The sequence below is a fragment of the Aeromonas sp. 6P genome (assembly GCF_051919525.1).
GTDB classification, from domain to species: domain Bacteria; phylum Pseudomonadota; class Gammaproteobacteria; order Enterobacterales; family Aeromonadaceae; genus Aeromonas; species Aeromonas veronii.
Map to the genome: position 1 here is coordinate 1,944,154 of NZ_JBQBEO010000002.1, position 18,278 is coordinate 1,962,431.

General features: G+C 60.9%; 16 protein-coding genes, 1 tRNA gene and 1 pseudogene. 11 read left to right on the forward strand and 7 right to left on the reverse strand.

Annotated elements, in window-relative coordinates; all coding sequences use genetic code 11:
• Nucleotides 1-55 precede the first annotated feature (55 nt).
• On the reverse strand, nt 56-1,393 hold the full coding sequence (locus ACTG2J_RS09170) for a flavohemoglobin expression-modulating QEGLA motif protein (RefSeq protein WP_158110736.1): 1,338 nt from the start codon (nt 1,391-1,393) through the stop codon (nt 56-58).
• A gap of 158 nt (nt 1,394-1,551) precedes the next feature.
• Here ACTG2J_RS09170 and ACTG2J_RS09175 point away from each other — a divergent pair, with 158 nt between their 5' ends.
• The 4 genes from ACTG2J_RS09175 (at nt 1,552) to htpG (ending at nt 5,106) form a co-directional block, all read left to right on the forward strand.
• Entirely contained in the window at nt 1,552-2,007 is a 456-nt protein-coding gene (locus ACTG2J_RS09175; protein WP_005337119.1) for a YbjN domain-containing protein, read from the forward strand.
• A 134-nt stretch (nt 2,008-2,141) separates the two neighbouring features.
• Nucleotides 2,142-2,229 (forward strand) — tRNA-Ser (locus ACTG2J_RS09180).
• 184 nt (nt 2,230-2,413) lie between these two features.
• Complete coding sequence (gene recR / locus ACTG2J_RS09185; RefSeq protein WP_113739917.1) at nt 2,414-3,016, forward strand: recombination mediator RecR; 603 nt, start codon at nt 2,414-2,416, stop codon at nt 3,014-3,016.
• A gap of 176 nt (nt 3,017-3,192) precedes the next feature.
• Entirely contained in the window at nt 3,193-5,106 is a 1,914-nt protein-coding gene (gene htpG, locus ACTG2J_RS09190) for a molecular chaperone HtpG (RefSeq protein ID WP_113739918.1), read from the forward strand.
• Nucleotides 5,107-5,210: 104 nt separating this feature from the next.
• Here the strand turns inward: htpG and ACTG2J_RS09195 are convergent, their stop codons facing one another.
• The 6 genes and pseudogenes from ACTG2J_RS09195 to pspF form a co-directional block, all read right to left on the reverse strand.
• A complete protein-coding gene (locus ACTG2J_RS09195; protein ID WP_005333681.1) occupies nt 5,211-5,996 on the reverse strand; it encodes a peptide ABC transporter ATP-binding protein in 786 nt (261 codons plus the stop codon).
• Nucleotides 5,997-6,030: 34 nt separating this feature from the next.
• Entirely contained in the window at nt 6,031-7,029 is a 999-nt protein-coding gene (locus tag ACTG2J_RS09200) for a peptide ABC transporter ATP-binding protein (protein ID WP_005346272.1), read from the reverse strand.
• On the reverse strand, nt 7,029-7,922 hold the full coding sequence (locus ACTG2J_RS09205) for an ABC transporter permease subunit (protein ID WP_005333677.1): 894 nt from the start codon (nt 7,920-7,922) through the stop codon (nt 7,029-7,031). Before ACTG2J_RS09205 ends, ACTG2J_RS09200 begins: the two co-directional genes overlap by 1 nt.
• Nucleotides 7,923-7,957: 35 nt before the next feature.
• Nucleotides 7,958-8,917: an ABC transporter permease gene (locus ACTG2J_RS09210; protein WP_005333676.1), complete on the reverse strand. Its 960-nt coding sequence runs from the start codon at nt 8,915-8,917 to the stop codon at nt 7,958-7,960.
• 2 nt (nt 8,918-8,919) lie between these two features.
• Complete coding sequence (sapA, locus tag ACTG2J_RS09215; protein WP_439997906.1) at nt 8,920-10,515, reverse strand: ABC transporter substrate-binding protein SapA; 1,596 nt, start codon at nt 10,513-10,515, stop codon at nt 8,920-8,922.
• A 108-nt stretch (nt 10,516-10,623) separates the two neighbouring features.
• Nucleotides 10,624-11,650: pseudogene (pspF, locus tag ACTG2J_RS09220) on the reverse strand (phage shock protein operon transcriptional activator).
• A gap of 196 nt (nt 11,651-11,846) precedes the next feature.
• Here pspF and pspA point away from each other — a divergent pair.
• The 7 genes from pspA (at nt 11,847) to ACTG2J_RS09255 (ending at nt 18,226) form a co-directional block, all read left to right on the forward strand.
• Complete coding sequence (gene pspA, locus ACTG2J_RS09225; protein ID WP_201990198.1) at nt 11,847-12,533, forward strand: phage shock protein PspA; 687 nt, start codon at nt 11,847-11,849, stop codon at nt 12,531-12,533.
• 3 nt (nt 12,534-12,536) lie between these two features.
• Nucleotides 12,537-12,773 carry an envelope stress response membrane protein PspB gene (gene pspB / locus ACTG2J_RS09230; protein WP_005333672.1) on the forward strand — a complete coding sequence of 79 codons (237 nt, stop codon included), beginning with the start codon at nt 12,537-12,539 and terminating at the stop codon, nt 12,771-12,773.
• On the forward strand, nt 12,770-13,174 hold the full coding sequence (pspC, locus tag ACTG2J_RS09235; RefSeq protein ID WP_005333670.1) for an envelope stress response membrane protein PspC: 405 nt from the start codon (nt 12,770-12,772) through the stop codon (nt 13,172-13,174). Before pspB ends, pspC begins: the two co-directional genes overlap by 4 nt.
• 101 nt (nt 13,175-13,275) lie before the next feature.
• Nucleotides 13,276-14,682, forward strand: coding sequence for a YcjX family protein (locus tag ACTG2J_RS09240; protein ID WP_439988742.1), 1,407 nt, complete (start codon nt 13,276-13,278; stop codon nt 14,680-14,682).
• A 53-nt stretch (nt 14,683-14,735) separates the two neighbouring features.
• Complete coding sequence (locus ACTG2J_RS09245; protein ID WP_201990194.1) at nt 14,736-15,767, forward strand: YcjF family protein; 1,032 nt, start codon at nt 14,736-14,738, stop codon at nt 15,765-15,767.
• A gap of 192 nt (nt 15,768-15,959) precedes the next feature.
• Entirely contained in the window at nt 15,960-16,883 is a 924-nt protein-coding gene (locus tag ACTG2J_RS09250) for a LysR family transcriptional regulator (protein WP_005346246.1), read from the forward strand.
• Between the two features lie 197 nt (nt 16,884-17,080).
• A complete protein-coding gene (locus tag ACTG2J_RS09255) occupies nt 17,081-18,226 on the forward strand; it encodes an ABC transporter substrate-binding protein (RefSeq protein ID WP_227342656.1) in 1,146 nt (381 codons plus the stop codon).
• The last annotated feature ends 52 nt before the right edge of the window (nt 18,227-18,278 follow it).

An 18,278-nucleotide genomic window follows, 5' to 3' on the forward strand; every position in this document is an offset into this window, starting at 1 on the left:
AGCAGGGCGCCAATCTGGCGCCCTTTTTATTTTCCCCAACTTCTATCGCTGTGGTTCAGTCGATCTCGATATCCACCGGCGCAATGATGGGGTCGGCCACCGGCAGGCGTTGAAACAGCTGGCGAAAATGGTGCTGTACCCGGCCGATATCCACCAGTGACATGCCGGAGGCAAAACCGAACCAGACGTAGAGCCCGGTGAGATCGCGAAACATCGGCGGTAGGTAACGGGGGGCGGCAATCAGCCCCTCTAGGTAGTGCTGATAGAGCACGGGGATGTCATCCAGGGTCACCTTGCCGACAAACAGCATCGGCAGGATCTCGGGCACCCCTTCCAGCACGGCGCTGCGGATAAAGTTGACCGTCTCCACATAGCCACGCACGTAGGAGAGATCCTTGGTAAAGCAGGCGCCGCCGCCCACCATACCGCCACGAAAGACCCGCTGGGTGATCTTGTAGGCGTCGTGCTCGCTGGTGCCCTGCTGTACGAAGTGCTGAAACACCTCGATAAAATCGGCGCCGCGCTCGGCCATGTCGATGGCCATTACCCGATCGGAGATGCGCTTGGCCCGATCCGGAAAGGAGCTGAAGGTGAGCGTCTCAATCAAGACCGCCAGCCCCTCCTGGCACGCAGTGATCCGCGGCGAACCTGCGCTCAGCCAGGTGGCATAGGGCTGCTGGCGACCGTTGAGGGTGGTGCCGACATGAACCCACCCCTCGTGCACCTCCAGTACCTGCAAGTCCAGCTCGGAGAAACGGGCGTGGGAGTTGAGCTTGATGTAGTCGCCACCGGCCGCGGCGTCGGAGACGATGCCATCGCTCAGCTTCACCTGCACCGTGCCGTCACTGAAGTAGCTCGACAGCTTGCCCTGTAGTTTGGCTACCGCCGCTTCGCCTTCGAACTCCTTGGGGTAGGGGCGTACCAGATGGCGGGCGCCGGGCAGGGAGAAGATATCGCACAGCCGAGAGCCCAGCTCCTTGAGGGTCTTGCGATCCCCGCGCAGGTGATCGCTGGCGGAGCCATAAAGCAACTGGCTATAACGCTGAAAATCGGGTTGGCCGCGCTGGCGCAGCATCTCGATCACCACCATGTACTGATCGACCGTCTCTTGCAGGATCCGGCCAAGATCGTCCTGCGGCCCCAGCTTTCTGCGGATCCGGTCCCGCAGCTCCTTGAGCTCCAGATACTTGTTGCGCGGATCGAAGCCGAGGGGGAGGGCATCATAGAAGTGCCTGTCGATAGCGGGCAGCTCCCTGCCACCGCTTGCCAGAAAGCGATCCTGCAGATGGCGTGGCCATTTGATGGCATCCAGAATGCGGATGGGTTTTTGCAGGGTGAGCAGCTCATCCGAGAGTGATTTCAGATGAAGGCGATACTTTTCTTGGATAGTCATCGGGCCCCCTGTGGGGCAAGCGTCATCGTGGATTTGGCTGAGTATATGCATAGCGCTTGCCAAAAAGAAGCGAGCCGCAGGGTTATCGGGTTGGCGTGCTTTTTGTTGATAGCAAATTGGTTTAGACTGCGCCCCTTGATCCCAATCTTGTCGTGGAAATGATGAATATCCCCAGCTCCGAAATGATAATGCGTTGGTTGCAACAGGCTCGTATCGAGCACTATGTCTGCGACCAGTGTCACGGTATCCACATTGTCTCTTTGCAGTCGGTCGATGGTATTCAGGAGAGCCGGATCTTCGTGGAAGAGGAAGGCCTGCTGTTCTCCTCCGAGCTGGAAGTGCGCCCCTCCGCAATGCTGCCGCTGGTTGCCGAACTGGGCCGACTCAATATGCAGTACCCCTCCCTCAAGGTGTTCCTCGATATCATCGATGACAATCTGCCGCGGCTGGTGGTCGGCCACACCGTCTTTACCAAGGCCGGACTCAGCGTCGAGCAGTTCCTGTTGTTCGTGCAAAGCACCATCGCCGCAACCCACGAACTGGTTGCCGAATGCGAACGTTCCGGCTTCCTCAACCTGCCGGAAATCCAGGTCGCACCGGAATCTGTGCATTAAGTGTTCGAACGGTTCGCCAGGTGAAAAAAGCCGTTGACGCGGGCGGGGCTTTCCCCTAAATTACGCCCCGTTCCAGCGCAACAGCGTAGCGAACACCGTGTTGGCTGAACACGTTAAACCACAGACCAAAATTTGGTGAGGTGTCCGAGTGGCTGAAGGAGCACGCCTGGAAAGTGTGTATACGGCAACGTATCGAGGGTTCGAATCCCTCCCTCACCGCCACATTGCAAAGCCCTGATGGAAACGTCAGGGCTTTTTGCTATCCGCGTTTTTGCGAGCGCTGTGGGCAAGCCGATGGCGATGGGCGGCGGGCTCGGGTATAGTCCTGCGCCAATGGCGTTATCCTGTTTTGCTGACCCGTCGTGGCCCTGGTGGTGGCGAGGGGCAGGCCCGTGTAAGGAGTGTTATGAAGTTCAGTCCCCTGCTCGATGAGATGATGAAAGCCCTGCAGGTATTGCCGGGGGTGGGGCCCAAGTCTGCCCAGCGGATGGCCTTTACCCTGCTCGAGCGTGAGCGCAGCGGCGGTTTGCGGTTGGCCCAGTTGCTCTCTCGCGCCCTGACCGAGATTGGCCACTGCAGCCACTGTCGCACCTTTACCGAGAACGATCGCTGCGATATCTGCGTCAATCCCAAGCGGGAAGAGAATGGCCTGCTCTGCGTGGTGGAGAGCCCGGCGGACGTGGCCGCCATCGAACAGACCGGTCAGTTTTCCGGTCGCTACTTTGTGCTGATGGGCCATTTGTCGCCGCTGGACGGCATCGGCCCGGAGGAGCTGGGGCTCGATATTCTGGAGCGCCGCTTGAAAGATGAGGCGATCAGCGAACTGATCCTCGCCACCAACCCCACCATTGAAGGGGATGCCACCGCCTGGTATATCGCCGATATGGCCCGCACCGCCGGGGTAGAGGTGAGCCGCATTGCCCACGGGGTGCCGGTAGGGGGCGAGCTGGAGCTGGTGGATGGCACAACGCTCTCCCACTCCCTGATGGGGCGCCAACGCTTGAAATAGCAAGGTGCCAGCCAGTTTCCCCGCATTAATAGCGGTCGAGCTGGGTAAGAAATAGCCGTTTGAGCGGATTTAAAGGGGCGAGTGAGCGGGATTGCACACTCGCCCCTTGATATTTGATTGGCCGTCCCCATCTAGGTTGGGCATATGTTCAACCCGATGTTTCTGAGGATTGGTCCATGACCCAAAGTGTTCATGCCGAAACCCACGGCTTTCAGACTGAAGTCAAACAACTGCTGAGCCTGATGGCTCACAGCCTCTACTCCAACAAAGAAGTATTCCTGCGCGAGCTGATCTCCAACGCATCCGATGCGGCGGACAAGCTGCGCTTCAAGGCGCTTTCCGATGCCTCTTTGTTCGAAAACGACGGCCAGTTGCGTGTGCGTCTGGTGGTGGACAAAGAGAAGCGTACCCTGACCATCTCCGATAACGGGATCGGTATGACCCGCGATCAGGTGATTGAGCACCTGGGTACCATCGCCAAGTCCGGCACCGCAGAATTCTTCAAAAACCTCTCCGGCGATCAGGGACGTGACTCCCAGCTGATCGGTCAGTTCGGGGTCGGCTTCTACTCCGCCTTTATCGTGGCCGACAAGGTGACCGTGGTCTCCCGCGCCGCCGGTACTGCTCCGGAGCAGGGCGTACAGTGGGAATCTGAAGGGGAAGGCTCCTTCACCGTCGCTGACGTGACCAAAGAGGGTCGCGGTACCGACGTCATCCTGCACCTGCGTGCCGAAGAGGACGAGTTCCTCGACGACTGGCGCCTGCGCTCCGTGGTGGGCAAGTATTCCGATCACATCAGCGTGCCGGTGGAGATGTTCAAAGAGGGCACCCCGGATCGCGAAGAGGATGGTGAGACCATCGTCGGCACCCCGGGCGAGTGGGAGCAGGTCAACCGCGCCACGGCACTGTGGACCCGCAACCCGAAAGATATCAAGGACGAGGAGTATCAGGAGTTCTACAAGCACGTCGCCCACGACTTTGAAGATCCGCTGCTGTGGGGTCACAACCGGGTGGAAGGGGCGCAGGAGTACACCAGCCTGCTCTACGTACCGGCCCGCGCACCGTTCGACCTCTACAACCGCGAGCAGAAGCACGGTCTGAAGCTCTACGTACAGCGCGTCTTCATCATGGATGACGCCGAGCAGTTTATGCCGACCTACCTGCGCTTCGTCAAAGGGGTGCTGGACTCCAACGATCTGCCGCTCAACGTCAGCCGTGAAATCCTGCAGGACAACAAGGTGACCTCCTCCCTGCGCAAGGCTTGCTCCAAGCGCGTGCTGACCATGCTCTCCAAGCTGGCGAAAGACGATGCCGAGAAGTACGCCAAATTCTGGAAAGAGTTCGGCAATGTGCTGAAAGAGGGCCCGGCCGAGGATTACGCCAATCGCGAAGAGATCGCCAAGCTCCTGCGCTTTGCCAGCACCGCCGGTGAGGGCGAAGCCCAGACCGTGTCGCTGGAGGATTACGTTGGCCGCATGAAGGAAGGCCAGCAGAAGATCTACTACATCACTGCTGACTCCTATGCCGCTGCCAAGAACAGCCCGCACCTCGAGATCTTCCGCAAGAAGGGTGTCGAAGTGCTGCTGATGTGGGAGCGCGTGGACGAGTGGCTGATGAGCCATCTGACCGAGTTCGACGGCAAGCAGCTTATCTCCGTCACCCGTGGCGAATTGGATCTCGGCGATCTGGAAGACGAAGCCTCCAAGCAGGCGCAGATCGATGCCGAAAAAGCCAACGCCGGTCTGGTTGAGCGGGTCAAGAAGAGCCTGGGCGATGCAGTGAAAGAGGTGCGTGTCACCCACCGTCTGACCGACTCCCCCTCTTGCATCGTCACCGACGCCTACGGTATGAGCACCCAGATGATCAAGCTCATGCGTGCGGCCGGCCAGCCGGTACCGGAGCAGAAGTACATTCTGGAGCTCAACCCTGACCATGCGCTGGTGAAGAAACTCGACACCATTGAAGACGAGGCACTGTTCGGTGAGTGGGTCACCCTGCTGCATGAACAGGCCCAGCTGGCCGAGCAGGGCGGGCTGAACGATCCGGCGAGCTTCGTCTCCCGCATCAACCGCCTGTTGCTGCAAGCCTAAGCTGCAACGCCGGTAACAGAAAGCCCACTGCATGCAGTGGGCTTTTTTGATCTCGCCGTGTGAGCGCGGCGACAACAGCGGCAAGGGCGGCGGCCAGTGCCTCTCTATTTGCGGTATTCGTTGTTGTAGTTCTGGATGAGACGGCGAGTCACCTCATGCTGGGGATCGGCAAATACCTTGAGGGTTTTGCCGCGCTCCACCACCCGACCTTCGTGCATTACCAGCACTTCGTCGCTGATATGGCTGACGATACCCAGATCGTTGGCTACCAGCACATAACTCAGCCCCATGGTCTCCTGCATCTCCAGCAGCAGATTGATGATCTGGGAGCGTACCGAGATATCCAGGGTGGAGAGCGCCTCATCGGCCACCACTATCTTGGGGTTGAGGATCAGCGCGCGCGCCAGCGCCACCCGCTGCTGCTGACCGGAGGAGAGCATCTGCGGATAGAACAGGGCGTGATCCGGCAGCATCCCCACCATACGCAGGGTCTGCACCACCTTCTCGCGGCGCTCCTCCTCGGTCATCTCGGTGTTGAGGCGCAGTGGGGTTTCCAGGATCTGGCCGACCCGGATCTTGCGGTTCAGCGAGGTGTTGGGATCCTGAAAAATCATCCGCAGCAGTTTGCAGCGGGTCTGGTAATCGCCATGCACCATCAGCTGGCCGTCGATGGCGATGTCGCCGCTGGTGGGTTCGATCATGCCAGCCAGAATGCGGGCGAGGGTACTCTTGCCGGAGCCTGCCTCGCCGACGATGGCGAGGGTCTGGCCCACTTCGAGGTCGAACGAGAGGGGCTTGATTGCTTCCACCGCCTGACGACGGAACAGACCGGTGCGGTTCTGGTAGGTTTTGCTAAGGCCTCTGACCTGCAACAGGGATGGCTCGATCACAAGCGGGGCTCCTTCATGGGGGCATTAACGGTCATCATTTTTTCGGCTCCTCCATGTTCAGCGGGAAGTGACAGCTGAACTGATGTCCTTTCACCTTGTTCATCAGCGGGGTTTGCACGCACTGCTTCTGGGCGTAGGGGCAGCGCGGCCCCAGACGGCAACCGATGGGCAGGTGTTGCAGCGGCGGGATGACGCCGGGCAGGGTCTCGAGGCGCGACTTGTGGCGCACCAGCTTGTCAAAGTCGGGGATCGATTTGAGCAGGGCATCGGTATAGGGGTGATGCGGGGTCTCGAGGATCTGCTCCCGGGTGCCCACTTCCACCATCTGGCCGCAGTACATCACGTTGATGGTGTCGGTCAGGTTGGCGATGGCGGCGATATCGTTACTGATGATCAGGATGGTGGTATTGCCCAGCTTGTTCATCTTGTCCAGCAGTCGCAGGATCTGGGAGTGGGTGGTGGACTCCATGGCGCTGGTGGGCTCGTCGGCTACCAGCAGACGCGGCTGGTTGGCAATCGCCATGGCGATCATCACCTTCTGGCACATGCCATCCGACAGCTCGTGGGGATAGGCGCGCATCACCTTGCGGTGATCCTTGACGCCGACCCGGTGCAGCAGGGCGATGGCCTTCTTCTTGCGCCACTGGAAGCGCTGCCAGAATTGTCCCTCGAACGAATCGGTCGGGATCGCCTCTTCCAGCTGGGTGCCGATCTCCTCGGAGGGGTCGAGACAGCTGATGGGGTCCTGGAAGATCATGGCGATCTCGCGACCCATGATGCGACGGCGCTCCTTGGGAGCCATGGTCAGCAGATCCATGTCGTTGAAGCGCATCCGGTCGGCACGAACCGTCCAGTTGTCCTTCTCGATGCCGACGATCACCTTGGCGATCAGACTTTTTCCGGAGCCGGATTCACCCACCAGACCGCGGATCTCCCCCTCGGTCAGGGTCAGGCTCACCTTGTCCACCGCCTTGACCTTGCCTTGCGGGGTGTCGATCTCGATGGTGAGATTGCGTATGTCGAGCAGCGGCATCAGTCGTTCCCCTCTTTGAGTGCTTCGCGAATGCCTTCACCAACTAAATTGGTCACCAGCACGCTGAACAGGATGGCGATGCCTGGCAGGGTGACGGTCCAGGGGGCGAGATAGATAAGGTCGCTCGAATCGGCCAGCATGGTGCCCCACTCCGGTTGGGGAGATTGGGCGCCGAGGCCAAGAAACCCGACCGCCGAGATATCGAGAATGGCTGCAGACAAGGTGCGGGTGGTCTGGGCCACCAGGGTTTCGACAATGTTGGGCAAAATAGCCAGCCGCATGATCCGGAAGGGAGGCGAGCCATCGAGGCGGCTGGCGGTGATGTACTCCTTCTGCATCTCGGCATGTACTGCGTTGTAGGTGGCCCGGATAAAGGGCGGGATCAAGGCGAGAGTAATGGCTATCAGGGTATTGCCAAAACCCGGCCCCATGATGGCGACCATGATGATGGCCATCAGCAGGGAGGGGATGGAGAGCAGGGTATCGAGCAGGTGGTGCAGCACGCTCGATTTAAGCCCCTTGCTCATGCCGCCGAGGATACCGATGGCGGAGCCCACCACCATGGCGATCACCACCACGACCAGCGCATAGCCGAAGGTGAGACGCGCCCCTACCACCAGCCGGGAGAGCATGTCGCGCCCCAGATCGTCGGTGCCGAGAAAATAGTCGATGTTGCCGGTCGCCGCCCACGAGGGGGCCAGCAGCAGCTTGTCGGTGTGCTGTTCATCGATGCCGTAGGGGACGACCAGCGGCCCCACCAGCGTGATGAGCAGCAACAGCAAAAAGCACCAGAGCCCTGCCATCGCCAGCGGATTGCGGCTGTAGGAGGCCCACGTCTGCTCAAGGGGCGAGAGGATCTTGAGCTCGGGATAGATGTTCGATTTATCTTGCATAGGATACCTGGCTCCTGGTCACGCCATGAGCGCGTTCAATCTTGTTTGGCATACAACTCTTTGCGCCGTGCCGGATAGATAAGGGTGGTCAGCAACTCGGTGCTGACGCTGGTCAGGATCACGAAACTGGCCACTACCAGGGTTGCGCCGCGAATGGCGGCGTAATCCTGCAGGGCGATGCTGCTGATGAGCCAGCGGCCGATCCCGTGCCACTCGAACACCACCTCGGTGATCATGGCGGAGGTGAGTACGCTGCCTAGCTGCAGACCCAGCAGCGGCAGTACCGGCGGCAGGGCGTTCTTCAGACCATGGCGCCAGACGATCTGCGCCTTGGAAAGGCCCCGGCTCGCTGCCGCCTTGATGTAGTTCTGCTTCATCACGTCGATGAGGGAACTGCGCACATGGCGGATCACCTCGGTAGTGGGCACCACCGCCAACACCAGTGACGGAAGGATCAGGTGGCGCAGGGCATCGTGCAGCGCCGCTTGCCGCCAGGGCTCGTTGCTGAGCAGCACATCGATCACCGCGATGCCGGTAATGGGGGGGACGTCGTAGAGCAGGCTGATCTGCCCGGAGGCTGGCAACCAGCCGAGATCCAGCGAAAAGAGCATTACCACCAGCAGCGCCAGCCAGAATACCGGCACCGCATAGCCGATAAGACCGGCTGTCATGATGGAGAGATCCAGCGTCTTTCCCTGGGACAGGGCCGCCAGGGTGCCGAGGGGAATGCCCACCAGCAGCGAGATGGCGAACGCCGCCAGACAAAGGATCAGGGTCGCCGGGAAGTAGTGGCGGATCTCGTCCAGCACCGGCAGCCCGGAGACGCTGGAGAGCCCTAGGTCACCTGCGAAAATGCGGCGCAGGAAATCGGGGTAGCCGCTCCAGAAGCTGAGCTGATGGCCGATCAGCCGATAGTCCAGCAGATAGGCGACAAAGGTCAGCGCCAGCAGGGTGATGAGCAGCAGGTTGATGCGGCGCAAGGTGTATAGAAGCATGCTTACTCCCTGTGAGCCTGGTTGAAGGAGGTGCCGCCAAAGGGCATCAGCGTCAGCCCCTCGATGTCGCTGCGGCTGACTTGGGTACGCAAGGCGTGTGCCAGCGGGATCAGCGGCAGCTGTTCGTTGAGCAGTGTCTGGGCATAGTAGTAGTTACGCAGCCGGAACGAGAGCTGGGGCGTGGTGACCGCATCATCCAGCAGCTGATCGAAGGCCGGGCTACACCAGCGGCTGTAGTTGTTGCCGCGCTCCACTGCCGAGCAGCTCAGCAGCTGGCGGAAGAAGTTGTCCGGGTCGGCGTTGTCGGCAATCCAGCCGGAGAGCAGGCTGTCGTACAGCCCCTTGGTGAGGCGGCCTTCGATCACCGGCCACTCCCGTTGCACGATCTTGAGCTTGATCCCGACCTTGGCCAGATCGCTGCGGATCAGCTGAGCGGTCTTGACCGCATCCGGGTTGTAGGGGCGGGCGTCCGGTTGTACCAGCACCTGCATCTCGAACCCTTTCTCCAGCCCCGCCTCCTTGAGCAGCTGGCGCGCCCGTTTCAGGTCGGGTTTGCGCTCGGGCAGGCTGGGGTTGTACCCCCATGAGAGGGTCGGCAGCAGGCTGTTGGCGGGCAGACCGGTATCGAAATAGACCGCCTGCAGCAGGTTGTCGATATTGATGGCGCTGGCAATGGCCTGACGCACCTTGACGTTGTTGAACGGCGGCTTGCGGGTATTGAGGGCCAAAAAGGCGACGTTCATCCCCGACTGGACCGAGAGACTGAGCGCCGGATTTTGCTTGATCACCGAGAGCTGGCTGGCGGAAGGGGTGCTCATCACGTCGCACTCGCCGGTCAGCAGCTTGGCCAGCCGTTTGGCGGATTTGGGGGTAATGTCGTAGACCAGCTGTTCAATCTTGGCATCGCCGCCCCAGTAGCCAAGGTGGCGCAGATAGCGGATGAACTCGTTGTGGCGATACTCCTTGAAGCTGAACGGCCCGGTGCCGATGGGGCGGCTATCCAGCAGGGCTGGCGTGCCCGCCTGCAACATTTGCTCGGCGTATTCGGCGGAGAGGATCACCGCATAGTCGCTGGCCAGGGTGGCGAGGAAGGAGGCGTTTGGCTGGTTCAGCTCGAACACTACCGTCTGCGGCCCCTTCTTGCTCACCCGCTTGATCAGTAGATCTTGCCCCAGGCTGTAGAAGTAGGGGTAATCGCCGCCGGAGACATTGTGATAGGGGTGCTGCTCGTCCAGCTGGCGAGCATAGGTAAAGACCACGTCATCGGCATTGAAAGTGCGGGTGGGCTTGAACCAGGGGGTATGGTGAAACGTCACCCCCTTGCGCAGGGTCAGGGTATAGGTGAGGCCATCCTCGCTGACATGCCAGTTGGTGGCGAGCGCCGGCTCCAACGCCAGGGTGTTGGGGTTCACCTCCAGCAGGCGGTCGTAGAGCGGACGGGCACTGGCATCCAGTGTCACCCCGGAGTTGGAAACATGGGGATTGAAGGAGAGGGGGGATCCCTCAGCACAATAGATGAGTCCGGTTTTGGAGGCCTCGGGTTGCTTCTGGCAGCCGGTGACCAGCACCAGCATACCCAGCAGCAAGGGTGTGAGCATTCTCATTGTTGAACCATGTTCTTATAGGGGTTTTGTACGCACGTTTTGATACAAATGTGCCAGCGCGAAGGCTGGCGTGTTGCTGGAGTCGGCATCAACCGCACTCCTTCACTCTTGTTCTGCATCGTTATCGCCATCCAGCAGCTGATATTTGCGTAGCATGCCACGGAACTGGTGATAGCTTAAGGCCAGCAGTTGAGCGGCTTTGCGCTGATTATACTGGGATTGCTGCATCGCTTGCTTGAGTAAATTAATCTCGTACTCCGCCACCGCCTGCTTGAGATCGAGTGGCAGGGCGAGGGGGGATGCAGATTGTACCTCGCTTCGGGCCTCTTGCGCAGGTTGCGTGACCTGTGGTCGCCAGGGCGAATCAAACGGGTTAAGCACCAGGGTCGAGAGCGGCAGCTGGGGATTGCCCTGACGATAGATGCTGCGCTCCACCACGTTCTTCAGCTCCCGCACGTTGCCCGGCCAGTGGTAATCCAGCAGCAGCTGGGTCACCTTGCGCGAGAAACCGGCAAACAGCGGATAGCCCAGCTCCCGGGTCATGCTGTGGGCGAAGTGCTCCGCCAGCATCAGGATATCTTCCCGCCGCTCCCGCAAGGGGGAGGGTGATCACATCAAACGCGAGCCGGTCGAGCAGATCGTGGCGAAACTGCCCCTTGTCGGCCAGCGCAGGGAGATCCTCGTTGGTGGCGCAGACCAGTCGTACATCCACCTTGAGGGGCTTGGCCCCACCCACCCGCTCGAACTCGCCATACTCGATGACCCGCAGCAGCTTCTCCTGCACCCGGGCGCTGGTGGTGGCCAGCTCGTCGAGGAAGAGGGTGCCGCCATCGGCCCGCTCGAAGCGGCCCTGATGGCGCTTGGCTGCACCGGTAAACGACCCCGCTTCGTGACCGAACAGCTCGGTCTCCAGCAGGCTCTCACTCAGGGTGGCGCAGTTGATGGTGACAAAGCTTTGATCCCAGCGCGCCGAGAGATAATGTAGGCGGTGGGCGATCAGCTCCTTGCCCGTCCCCCGCTCACCGATGATCAGCACGGGTTTGCGCAGCGGGGCGAGCCGTGAGGCCTGCTCAATGATCTCGAGAAATGCGTTGGATTCCCCCAGCAGGCTTTCCGTGGCCGTGGTCATAGTGATCCCTGTCAGTTGTAAAAGCTGGTCAATCTTACCAAAAGTTGGTGATTTTAATCATCACTTGCGCGAGGCATCTTGCAATCCGGCTATTCTGCCCCATATAAATCAACAAGTTAAATTTTGTTCCAGATTGGCACACAAGTTGCTATTGTCAATGGAGAAACAACGCCATGCCAATAACAGGAGTGCAATCATGAGTATTTTTTCCCGTCTGGCCGACATCATCAATTCCAACCTGACGGCCCTGCTCGACAAGGCAGAAGATCCCCAGAAGATGGTGCGCCTGATCATCCAGGAGATGGAGGACGAGCTGGTCAAGGAACGTTCCAATCTGGCCCGCTTCCTCGCCAGCCAGAAAGAGATTGGCCGTCAGGTCGCCCGTCATCAGGAGCGGGTCGACGAGTGGCAAGCCAAGGCCGAGCTGGCCCTGACCAAGGGACGTGAAGATCTGGCCCGCGCCGCCCTTATCGAGAAGAAGAAACAGACCGAGTTGTCAGAGACCCTCTACCGCGAGCAGCAGGCGGTCGACAGCGGCATCGAGAAGCTGGGTGAAGAGATCCGTCAGCTCGAAGCCAAGCTGGAAGATGCCCGCGCCCGTCAAAAGGCGATGGCCATTCGCACCGAAGCGGCCAGCAGCCGTCTCAACGTGCAGAGCCAGGTTGCCCGTGGTGACAGTCAGGCGGTGGTGAGCAAGTTCGAGCGGATGGAGCGTCGCATCGACGAGATGGAGGCCCGCGCCGATCTGGGTCAGTCTGACAAGGCGCTGGCGCAGCAGTTTGCCGAGCTGGAAGTGGACGATCAGATAAGCCGCGAGCTGGAAGCGATGCGCCAGAAGCTGAGCCAGGGCGACAGCAAAAGCGAAGGCAAACAGGGGGAGTAACAGATGGAAGATCTGCTGGGCGTATTGATGGTTCCCATGGTGGTCTTCATGGTGGTGGTAGCCCCCATCTGGCTGGTGCTGCACTATCGTGCCAAGGGGCGGATTGGCGCCGGTCTTGCCGATAGCGAGCGGGAACAGCTGCAAGGGCTGCTGGCTCGCACCGAGAAGATGCAGGAGCGAGTGGGCGCGCTGGAATCAATTCTGGATGCGGAAGTACCCGGTTGGAGGAACAAGGTATGAGCAGTGTCAGTCGTGAAGGGCGTAACCTCTATCGTGATCCCCAGCGTGGCAAGATAGCCGGGATCTGTGCCGGTTTGGCTGAGTATTTCGGGGTGGAGACCTGGATCGTGCGGCTGCTTGCCATCAGTGGCCTTATCTTTGCCGGTTTCATTACCTTCACCGCCTATATCGCCGCCTGGTTCTTGCTCGACAAAAAGCCGGTCACCCTCTATTCGCAAGAGGATGCCGACTTTGCCGAGGTGCGGATGAAGGCGCGCAGCTGGCAGGCGGGGATCACCCCTCATCAGGCGCTGGGCCGCATCGCGCAGGAACTTGACGCGCTGGAGCCCAGAGTTCAGCGGATCGAGAAGCTGGTGACCTCTAGGGAGTTCACCCTGCAGCGGGAGTTTCGCAAGCTGTAGTTCTTGCTGAAGCCCCCATGTCGATGGCGGCGCCTCCCGTGATGCGCCACCATCGACACCAGCTATCCAGATGCAACCACCAAGGGAGAACGGGTCAAGCCTTGATACTCAATAAACTGGAACAGAAGTTGACTCGCCTGCAACACAAGGCGAACGACGTGGTGAACCGGGTGCGGGATCGCCATATCCGGCTGGCGGTGACCGGCCTCTCTCGCAGCGGCAAAACCGCCTTTATCACGGCGCTGGTCAACCAGCTGGAACACGCGGCCATCGATGGCCGTTTGCCGTTGTGGGATGCCCTGCGTCAAGGGCGCATCCTCGGCGCCCGCCGGGTGCCGCAGCTCAATGCCCACATCCCCACCTTTGCCTACGAGCGTGGCCTCGACTCCCTGTTTGGCGTTCCACCAGCCTGGCCCGAGCCCACCCGCGGGGTGGCCGAAGTGCGCCTCGAAATCCGCTATCGCACCCGTCACCCTCTGCGCAAGCATCTGGGGGAGATCTCCACCCTCTACGTGGATCTGGTGGACTACCCCGGGGAGTGGCTGCTCGATTTGCCGCTCCTTGAGATGAGCTACGAGCAGTGGAGCGAACAGGTGCGCGAGCAGCTTCGTCGCCCAGAGCTGCAGGCACTTGCCGCCAGCTGGCTGACCCCCGGGTGGCAGGTCGATCAGCGCTTCGAAGAGCGGCCGGTGGCTGAGCTAGCCGAGCGTTACACCGCCTACTTGCATGCTTGCAAACAGGAGCTGGGGCTGCACCTGATCCAGCCCGGCCGCTTCGTCTTGCCGGGCGAGTATGCCGGTGCCCCCATGCTGCAATTTGTCCCCTGGGTGTGGGAGATGCCTGTCGGCGAGCCCGCCGATGGCACTCTTTACGCCACTCTCAAGCAGCGCTTCGAGCAGTACAAGCAGCATCTGGTGCAGGGTTTTTATGAGCAGCACTTTGCCGGCTTTGATCGCCAGATCGTGCTGGTGGATTGCCTGCAGCCGCTTAACGCCGGGGCGGCCAGCTTTGGCGACATGCAGCAGGCCATCGCCCGCATCATGGAGAGCTTTGCCTACGGCAAGAGCAACTGGTGGCGGCGACTCTTCTCGCCCCGTATCGACAAGCTGCTGTTTGTGGCGAGCAAGGCCGATCACGTCACCCCCGAACAGCATGCGCCCATGGTCTCCCTGCTCCAGCATCTGGTACGCAGCGGTCGCGGTCAGGCCCGTTTTGAGGGGATCACCACCGAGTGTCTGGCGCTCGCCGCCATCAAGGCGACCGAGGTGGGCAAGGGGATGGCCAATGGCCGCGAGTTCCCCGCCATCCGCGGCACCAGCCTGAGCGGTGAGCCGCTGCTGCTGTTCCCCGGGGAGGTGCCGCCCCATATTCCGCCAGCGCAGTGGTGGAACAGTCAAGGCTTTGATTTTCAGGCGTTTCGTCCCATGCCCATGAGCGCCCATCAGGCGCTGCCCCATATCCGGCTCGATGCAGCGCTGGAATTTCTGCTCGGGGATCACCTCGAATAACGGTGTGCGGTCTTGGCACCTGAGCCGAAGGCTGCGCACAGGAGAACAATGCGATGAACGATCAGATAAAAGAGCGGCCACCGTTGCAGGGCAAGGTGATCCTTGAGCCTGCCTTGACGGTGGCCAGTGACGAGCGACCGCCCGCACCGGCTCAGCGGCTGGAGGAGGCAAGTTTCGAGCGCCTCGACGAGCTGGACGAGTTCACCGAGGTGGAGAGCGCCCTCGTCAGCAAACCGCGCCGCCGCCATCGGCTGCTGGCGTGGGGGCTGGGGGCAGTCGGTCTGCTCTCGTTGGGCCAGTATGGCGCCTTTCTTTACGATCAATTCCTCACCACCCCGCTCTGGGGCAGCGCCTGGCTGGCGGCCTCGGCGCTGGTGGCGGCGGGCACCGCCAGCGTGGTGGGGCGCGAGTGGCTGCGGCTGCACACTCTCAAGCGGCGTCAGGATGTGCGCTCGCGAGCAGAAGATCTGCTGGCCCATCAGGGTGTCGGGCAGGGGCAGGCCTTTTGCGAAGGGTTGGCGGTCAAAAGTGGCGACAAGGGGCGCGAGGGGTATCAAACCTGGCTGGCCCAGCTCGACGAGAGCCACAGCGATCGGGAGGTGCTGACCCTTTACAGTCAGCTGGTATTGAGCGAACGCGACAAACTGGCGCAGGCGCGGGTGGCAAAATGGTCGGGGGAGGCCGCTGTGCTGGTGGCGCTAAGCCCGCTTGCCACCATCGACATGATGCTGATGCTGTGGCGCAACCTGCGGATGATCGAGGATATCGCCGATGTCTACGCCATCGAGCTTGGCTACTGGAGCCGCATACGCCTCATCCGTCAGGTGTTTCGCAACATGCTCTACGCCGGTGCCACCGAGCTGGTGACCGAGGTGGGGATGGACTTGCTGGGCGCCGAGTTTGCCGCCAAGCTCTCTGCCCGCGCCGCACAAGGGGTGGGGGCCGGGCTGCTCACCGCTCGCCTTGGCCTGCGCACCATCGAAGCGTGCCGCCCGCTGCCTTGGTGTGCGGACGAGAAACCGAAACTCGGCGAGCTGCGCAAGCGGCTGATCGGCCAGCTGGCGGGGTATCTCAACAAATCCTGATAGCCCTATCTGCACCTTGCTGATATGACCCTTGCCCCTGTCGTGCTCGCCAAGCCACAGGGGCATGGTTTTAATCGGCAGATCATTGAGTTGGCTGCCTGGTGCCCGGCTTTGGCGAGGCGCCCGTTTACGGTTAAGCTGGCAGTCAATCTTACCAATCACATCCATCGTACCAATCGGCAAGGATGCCCGATGAACTTTACCTTTCGCCAGATCCGTTATTTTGTGGCCGTGGCCGACAGCTTCTCAGTGAGTCGTGCCGCCGCCGAGCTTCATATCTCCCAGTCGGCGGTCACCAGCGCCATTCGCGAGCTGGAGACCGAGCTCGGCGCCCCGCTATTCGAGCGCAATCCGCGCGGCGTCACCCTCACCACTCAGGGCCACCAGTTTTTGCTCCACGCCCGCCGTATTCTCGGCGCCATGACCGAGGCGAGCCACTCCCTCAAAGCAGTAGCCCAGCAGGATCAGGGACGGCTCACTATCGGTGTGACTACCTTGGTGGCGGGTTACTACCTCTCAGAGGCGCTCGGCCGTTTTCGCCGCGCCTTTCCGGCGGTACAGATCGAGGTGAAGGAGGATGAACAGCCTTTTCTGGAGCACCAGATCGTCAACGGCGAGGTGGATGTGGGGATCCTGATGACCAACCGCACCATTCGGCAAGAGGCGTTTGATACCGAGTTGCTGACCCGTTCGCCGCTGCGGCTCTGGCTGGCCGCCAACCACCCGCTCTGCGCCGAGTCGACCCTCTCGCTCACCGCACTGGGGGAGGAGCCGATGATCTCGCTGACCGCCGATCAGCTCGATCAGATCATCGGTGGCGGCCTGCGTCGCTACGGCATCTCCCCCCGTATCGTGCTGCGCACCGCATCGGTGGAGGCGGTGCGCAGTCTGGTGGCGAGCCAGCTCGGGGTCGCCCTGTTGCCCGATTTTGCCTATCGCCCCTGGTCGCTGGAGCAGGAGCGGGTCGAGGCGCGCCCCATCAAGGAGCCCATTCCCGCCATCGATATCGGGCTAGTGTGGCGCCGTGGTTCTCGGCTGGATTGGACGGCGCGGGAATTTATCGATATTGCGCGGGATCAGAGCCGGTTGCGTGCCCGTCAGGCGCTCCCTCGCTAGCCATCTCTTGCGGGGGAGCCACCAAAAATCAGATTCATCTGCACTCGATATCGATTTAGCTGATACCTGAGCCACCAAAAATTGAAATATTCATCGTATTGCCACTCCCCTAAGCTCATTGCTGGTTAACAGGATGTTAACGCCGATGGTGGCGTTCCTTCACCTGATGCAAGTCAACACAATGCAAGGAGTGCATGATGAAATTGACCCCTCTGATGCTGGCTCTTGTGCCGGCGCTGCTGGCAGGCCAGACCCAGGCTGCCCCGACCGAGCTCGGCAAGGGTGAAGGCCAGCTCAATATCGTGGCCTGGGCTGGCTACGTCGAACGTGGCGAGACCGACAAGAACTACGACTGGGTGACCGGATTCGAGAAAGAGACCGGCTGCAAGGTGAGCGTCAAGACGGCGGCCACCTCGGACGAGATGGTGGCCTTGATGAACGAGGGGGGATTCGATCTGGTGACCGCCTCCGGCGATGCCAGTCTGCGTCTGATTGCCGGTGGCAAGGTGCAGGCGCTCAATCTGGCACTCATCCCGAGCTACAGCAAGATTGATCCCCGGCTGCAAAATGCCCCCTGGCACACTGTGGATGGCAAGCACTACGGCGTGCCCTACCAGTGGGGCGGCAATATCCTGATGTACAACACCAAGGTGTTCCCCAAGGCACCGGACTCCTGGAACGTGGTATTCGAGGAACAGACCCTGGCGGATGGCAAGTCCAACAAGGGGCGAGTGCAGGCCTTTGACGGCCCGATCCACATCGCCGATGCCGCCCTCTATCTAATGACCCATCAGCCTGCCCTGGGCATCAAGGATCCTTACGAGCTGAACGAGGATCAGTACAAGGCCTCCCTCGATCTGCTGCGCAAGCAGCGCCAGCTGGTGGGACGCTACTGGCATGATGCTTTCGTTCAAATCGATGACTTCAAGAACGAAGGGGTGGTCGCGTCAGGCTCCTGGCCGTTCCAGGCCAATGCCCTGATTGCCGACAAGCAACCCATCGCCACCACTGTGCCTAAGGAGGGCGTCACCGGTTGGGCCGATACCAGCATGGTGCACAGCGATGCCAGGAACCTCACCTGCGCTTACAAGTGGCTGGAACACTCCCTGAGCAACAAGCTGCAGGGGGATCTCGCCGCCTGGTTTGGCTCGGTGCCTGTGGTGCCTGCCGCCTGTGAGGGCAATGCCCTGCTGGGCCCGACCGGGTGCAAAACCAACGGTATCGACAACTTCGATCGGGTTCGCTTCTGGCGCACTCCGGTCTCCCAGTGCAAGAGCCAGGGAACTTGCGTGCCCTATTACCGCTGGGTTTCCGACTATATCGCCATTCTGGGCGGTCGCTGAGGCGGCGTGAGCAAGGTGGTCGGAACCACTGCCACCTTGCCAACGGCAGGGG

Bases quoted from the DNA above. Each gene is read 5' to 3' on its own strand.
- ACTG2J_RS09170 (WP_158110736.1), bottom strand. From the start codon at position 1,393: ATGACTATCCAAGAAAAGTATCGCCTTCATCTGAAATCACTCTCGGAT.
- ACTG2J_RS09175 (WP_005337119.1), top strand. From the start codon at position 1,552: ATGATGAATATCCCCAGCTCCGAAATGATAATGCGTTGGTTGCAACAG.
- recR (WP_113739917.1), top strand. From the start codon at position 2,414: ATGAAGTTCAGTCCCCTGCTCGATGAGATGATGAAAGCCCTGCAGGTA.
- htpG (WP_113739918.1), top strand. From the start codon at position 3,193: ATGACCCAAAGTGTTCATGCCGAAACCCACGGCTTTCAGACTGAAGTC.
- ACTG2J_RS09200 (WP_005346272.1), bottom strand. From the start codon at position 7,029: ATGCCGCTGCTCGACATACGCAATCTCACCATCGAGATCGACACCCCG.
- ACTG2J_RS09205 (WP_005333677.1), bottom strand. From the start codon at position 7,922: ATGCAAGATAAATCGAACATCTATCCCGAGCTCAAGATCCTCTCGCCC.
- ACTG2J_RS09210 (WP_005333676.1), bottom strand. From the start codon at position 8,917: ATGCTTCTATACACCTTGCGCCGCATCAACCTGCTGCTCATCACCCTG.
- sapA (WP_439997906.1), bottom strand. From the start codon at position 10,515: ATGCTCACACCCTTGCTGCTGGGTATGCTGGTGCTGGTCACCGGCTGC.
- pspA (WP_201990198.1), top strand. From the start codon at position 11,847: ATGAGTATTTTTTCCCGTCTGGCCGACATCATCAATTCCAACCTGACG.
- pspB (WP_005333672.1), top strand. From the start codon at position 12,537: ATGGAAGATCTGCTGGGCGTATTGATGGTTCCCATGGTGGTCTTCATG.
- pspC (WP_005333670.1), top strand. From the start codon at position 12,770: ATGAGCAGTGTCAGTCGTGAAGGGCGTAACCTCTATCGTGATCCCCAG.
- ACTG2J_RS09245 (WP_201990194.1), top strand. From the start codon at position 14,736: ATGAACGATCAGATAAAAGAGCGGCCACCGTTGCAGGGCAAGGTGATC.
- ACTG2J_RS09250 (WP_005346246.1), top strand. From the start codon at position 15,960: ATGAACTTTACCTTTCGCCAGATCCGTTATTTTGTGGCCGTGGCCGAC.
- ACTG2J_RS09255 (WP_227342656.1), top strand. From the start codon at position 17,081: ATGAAATTGACCCCTCTGATGCTGGCTCTTGTGCCGGCGCTGCTGGCA.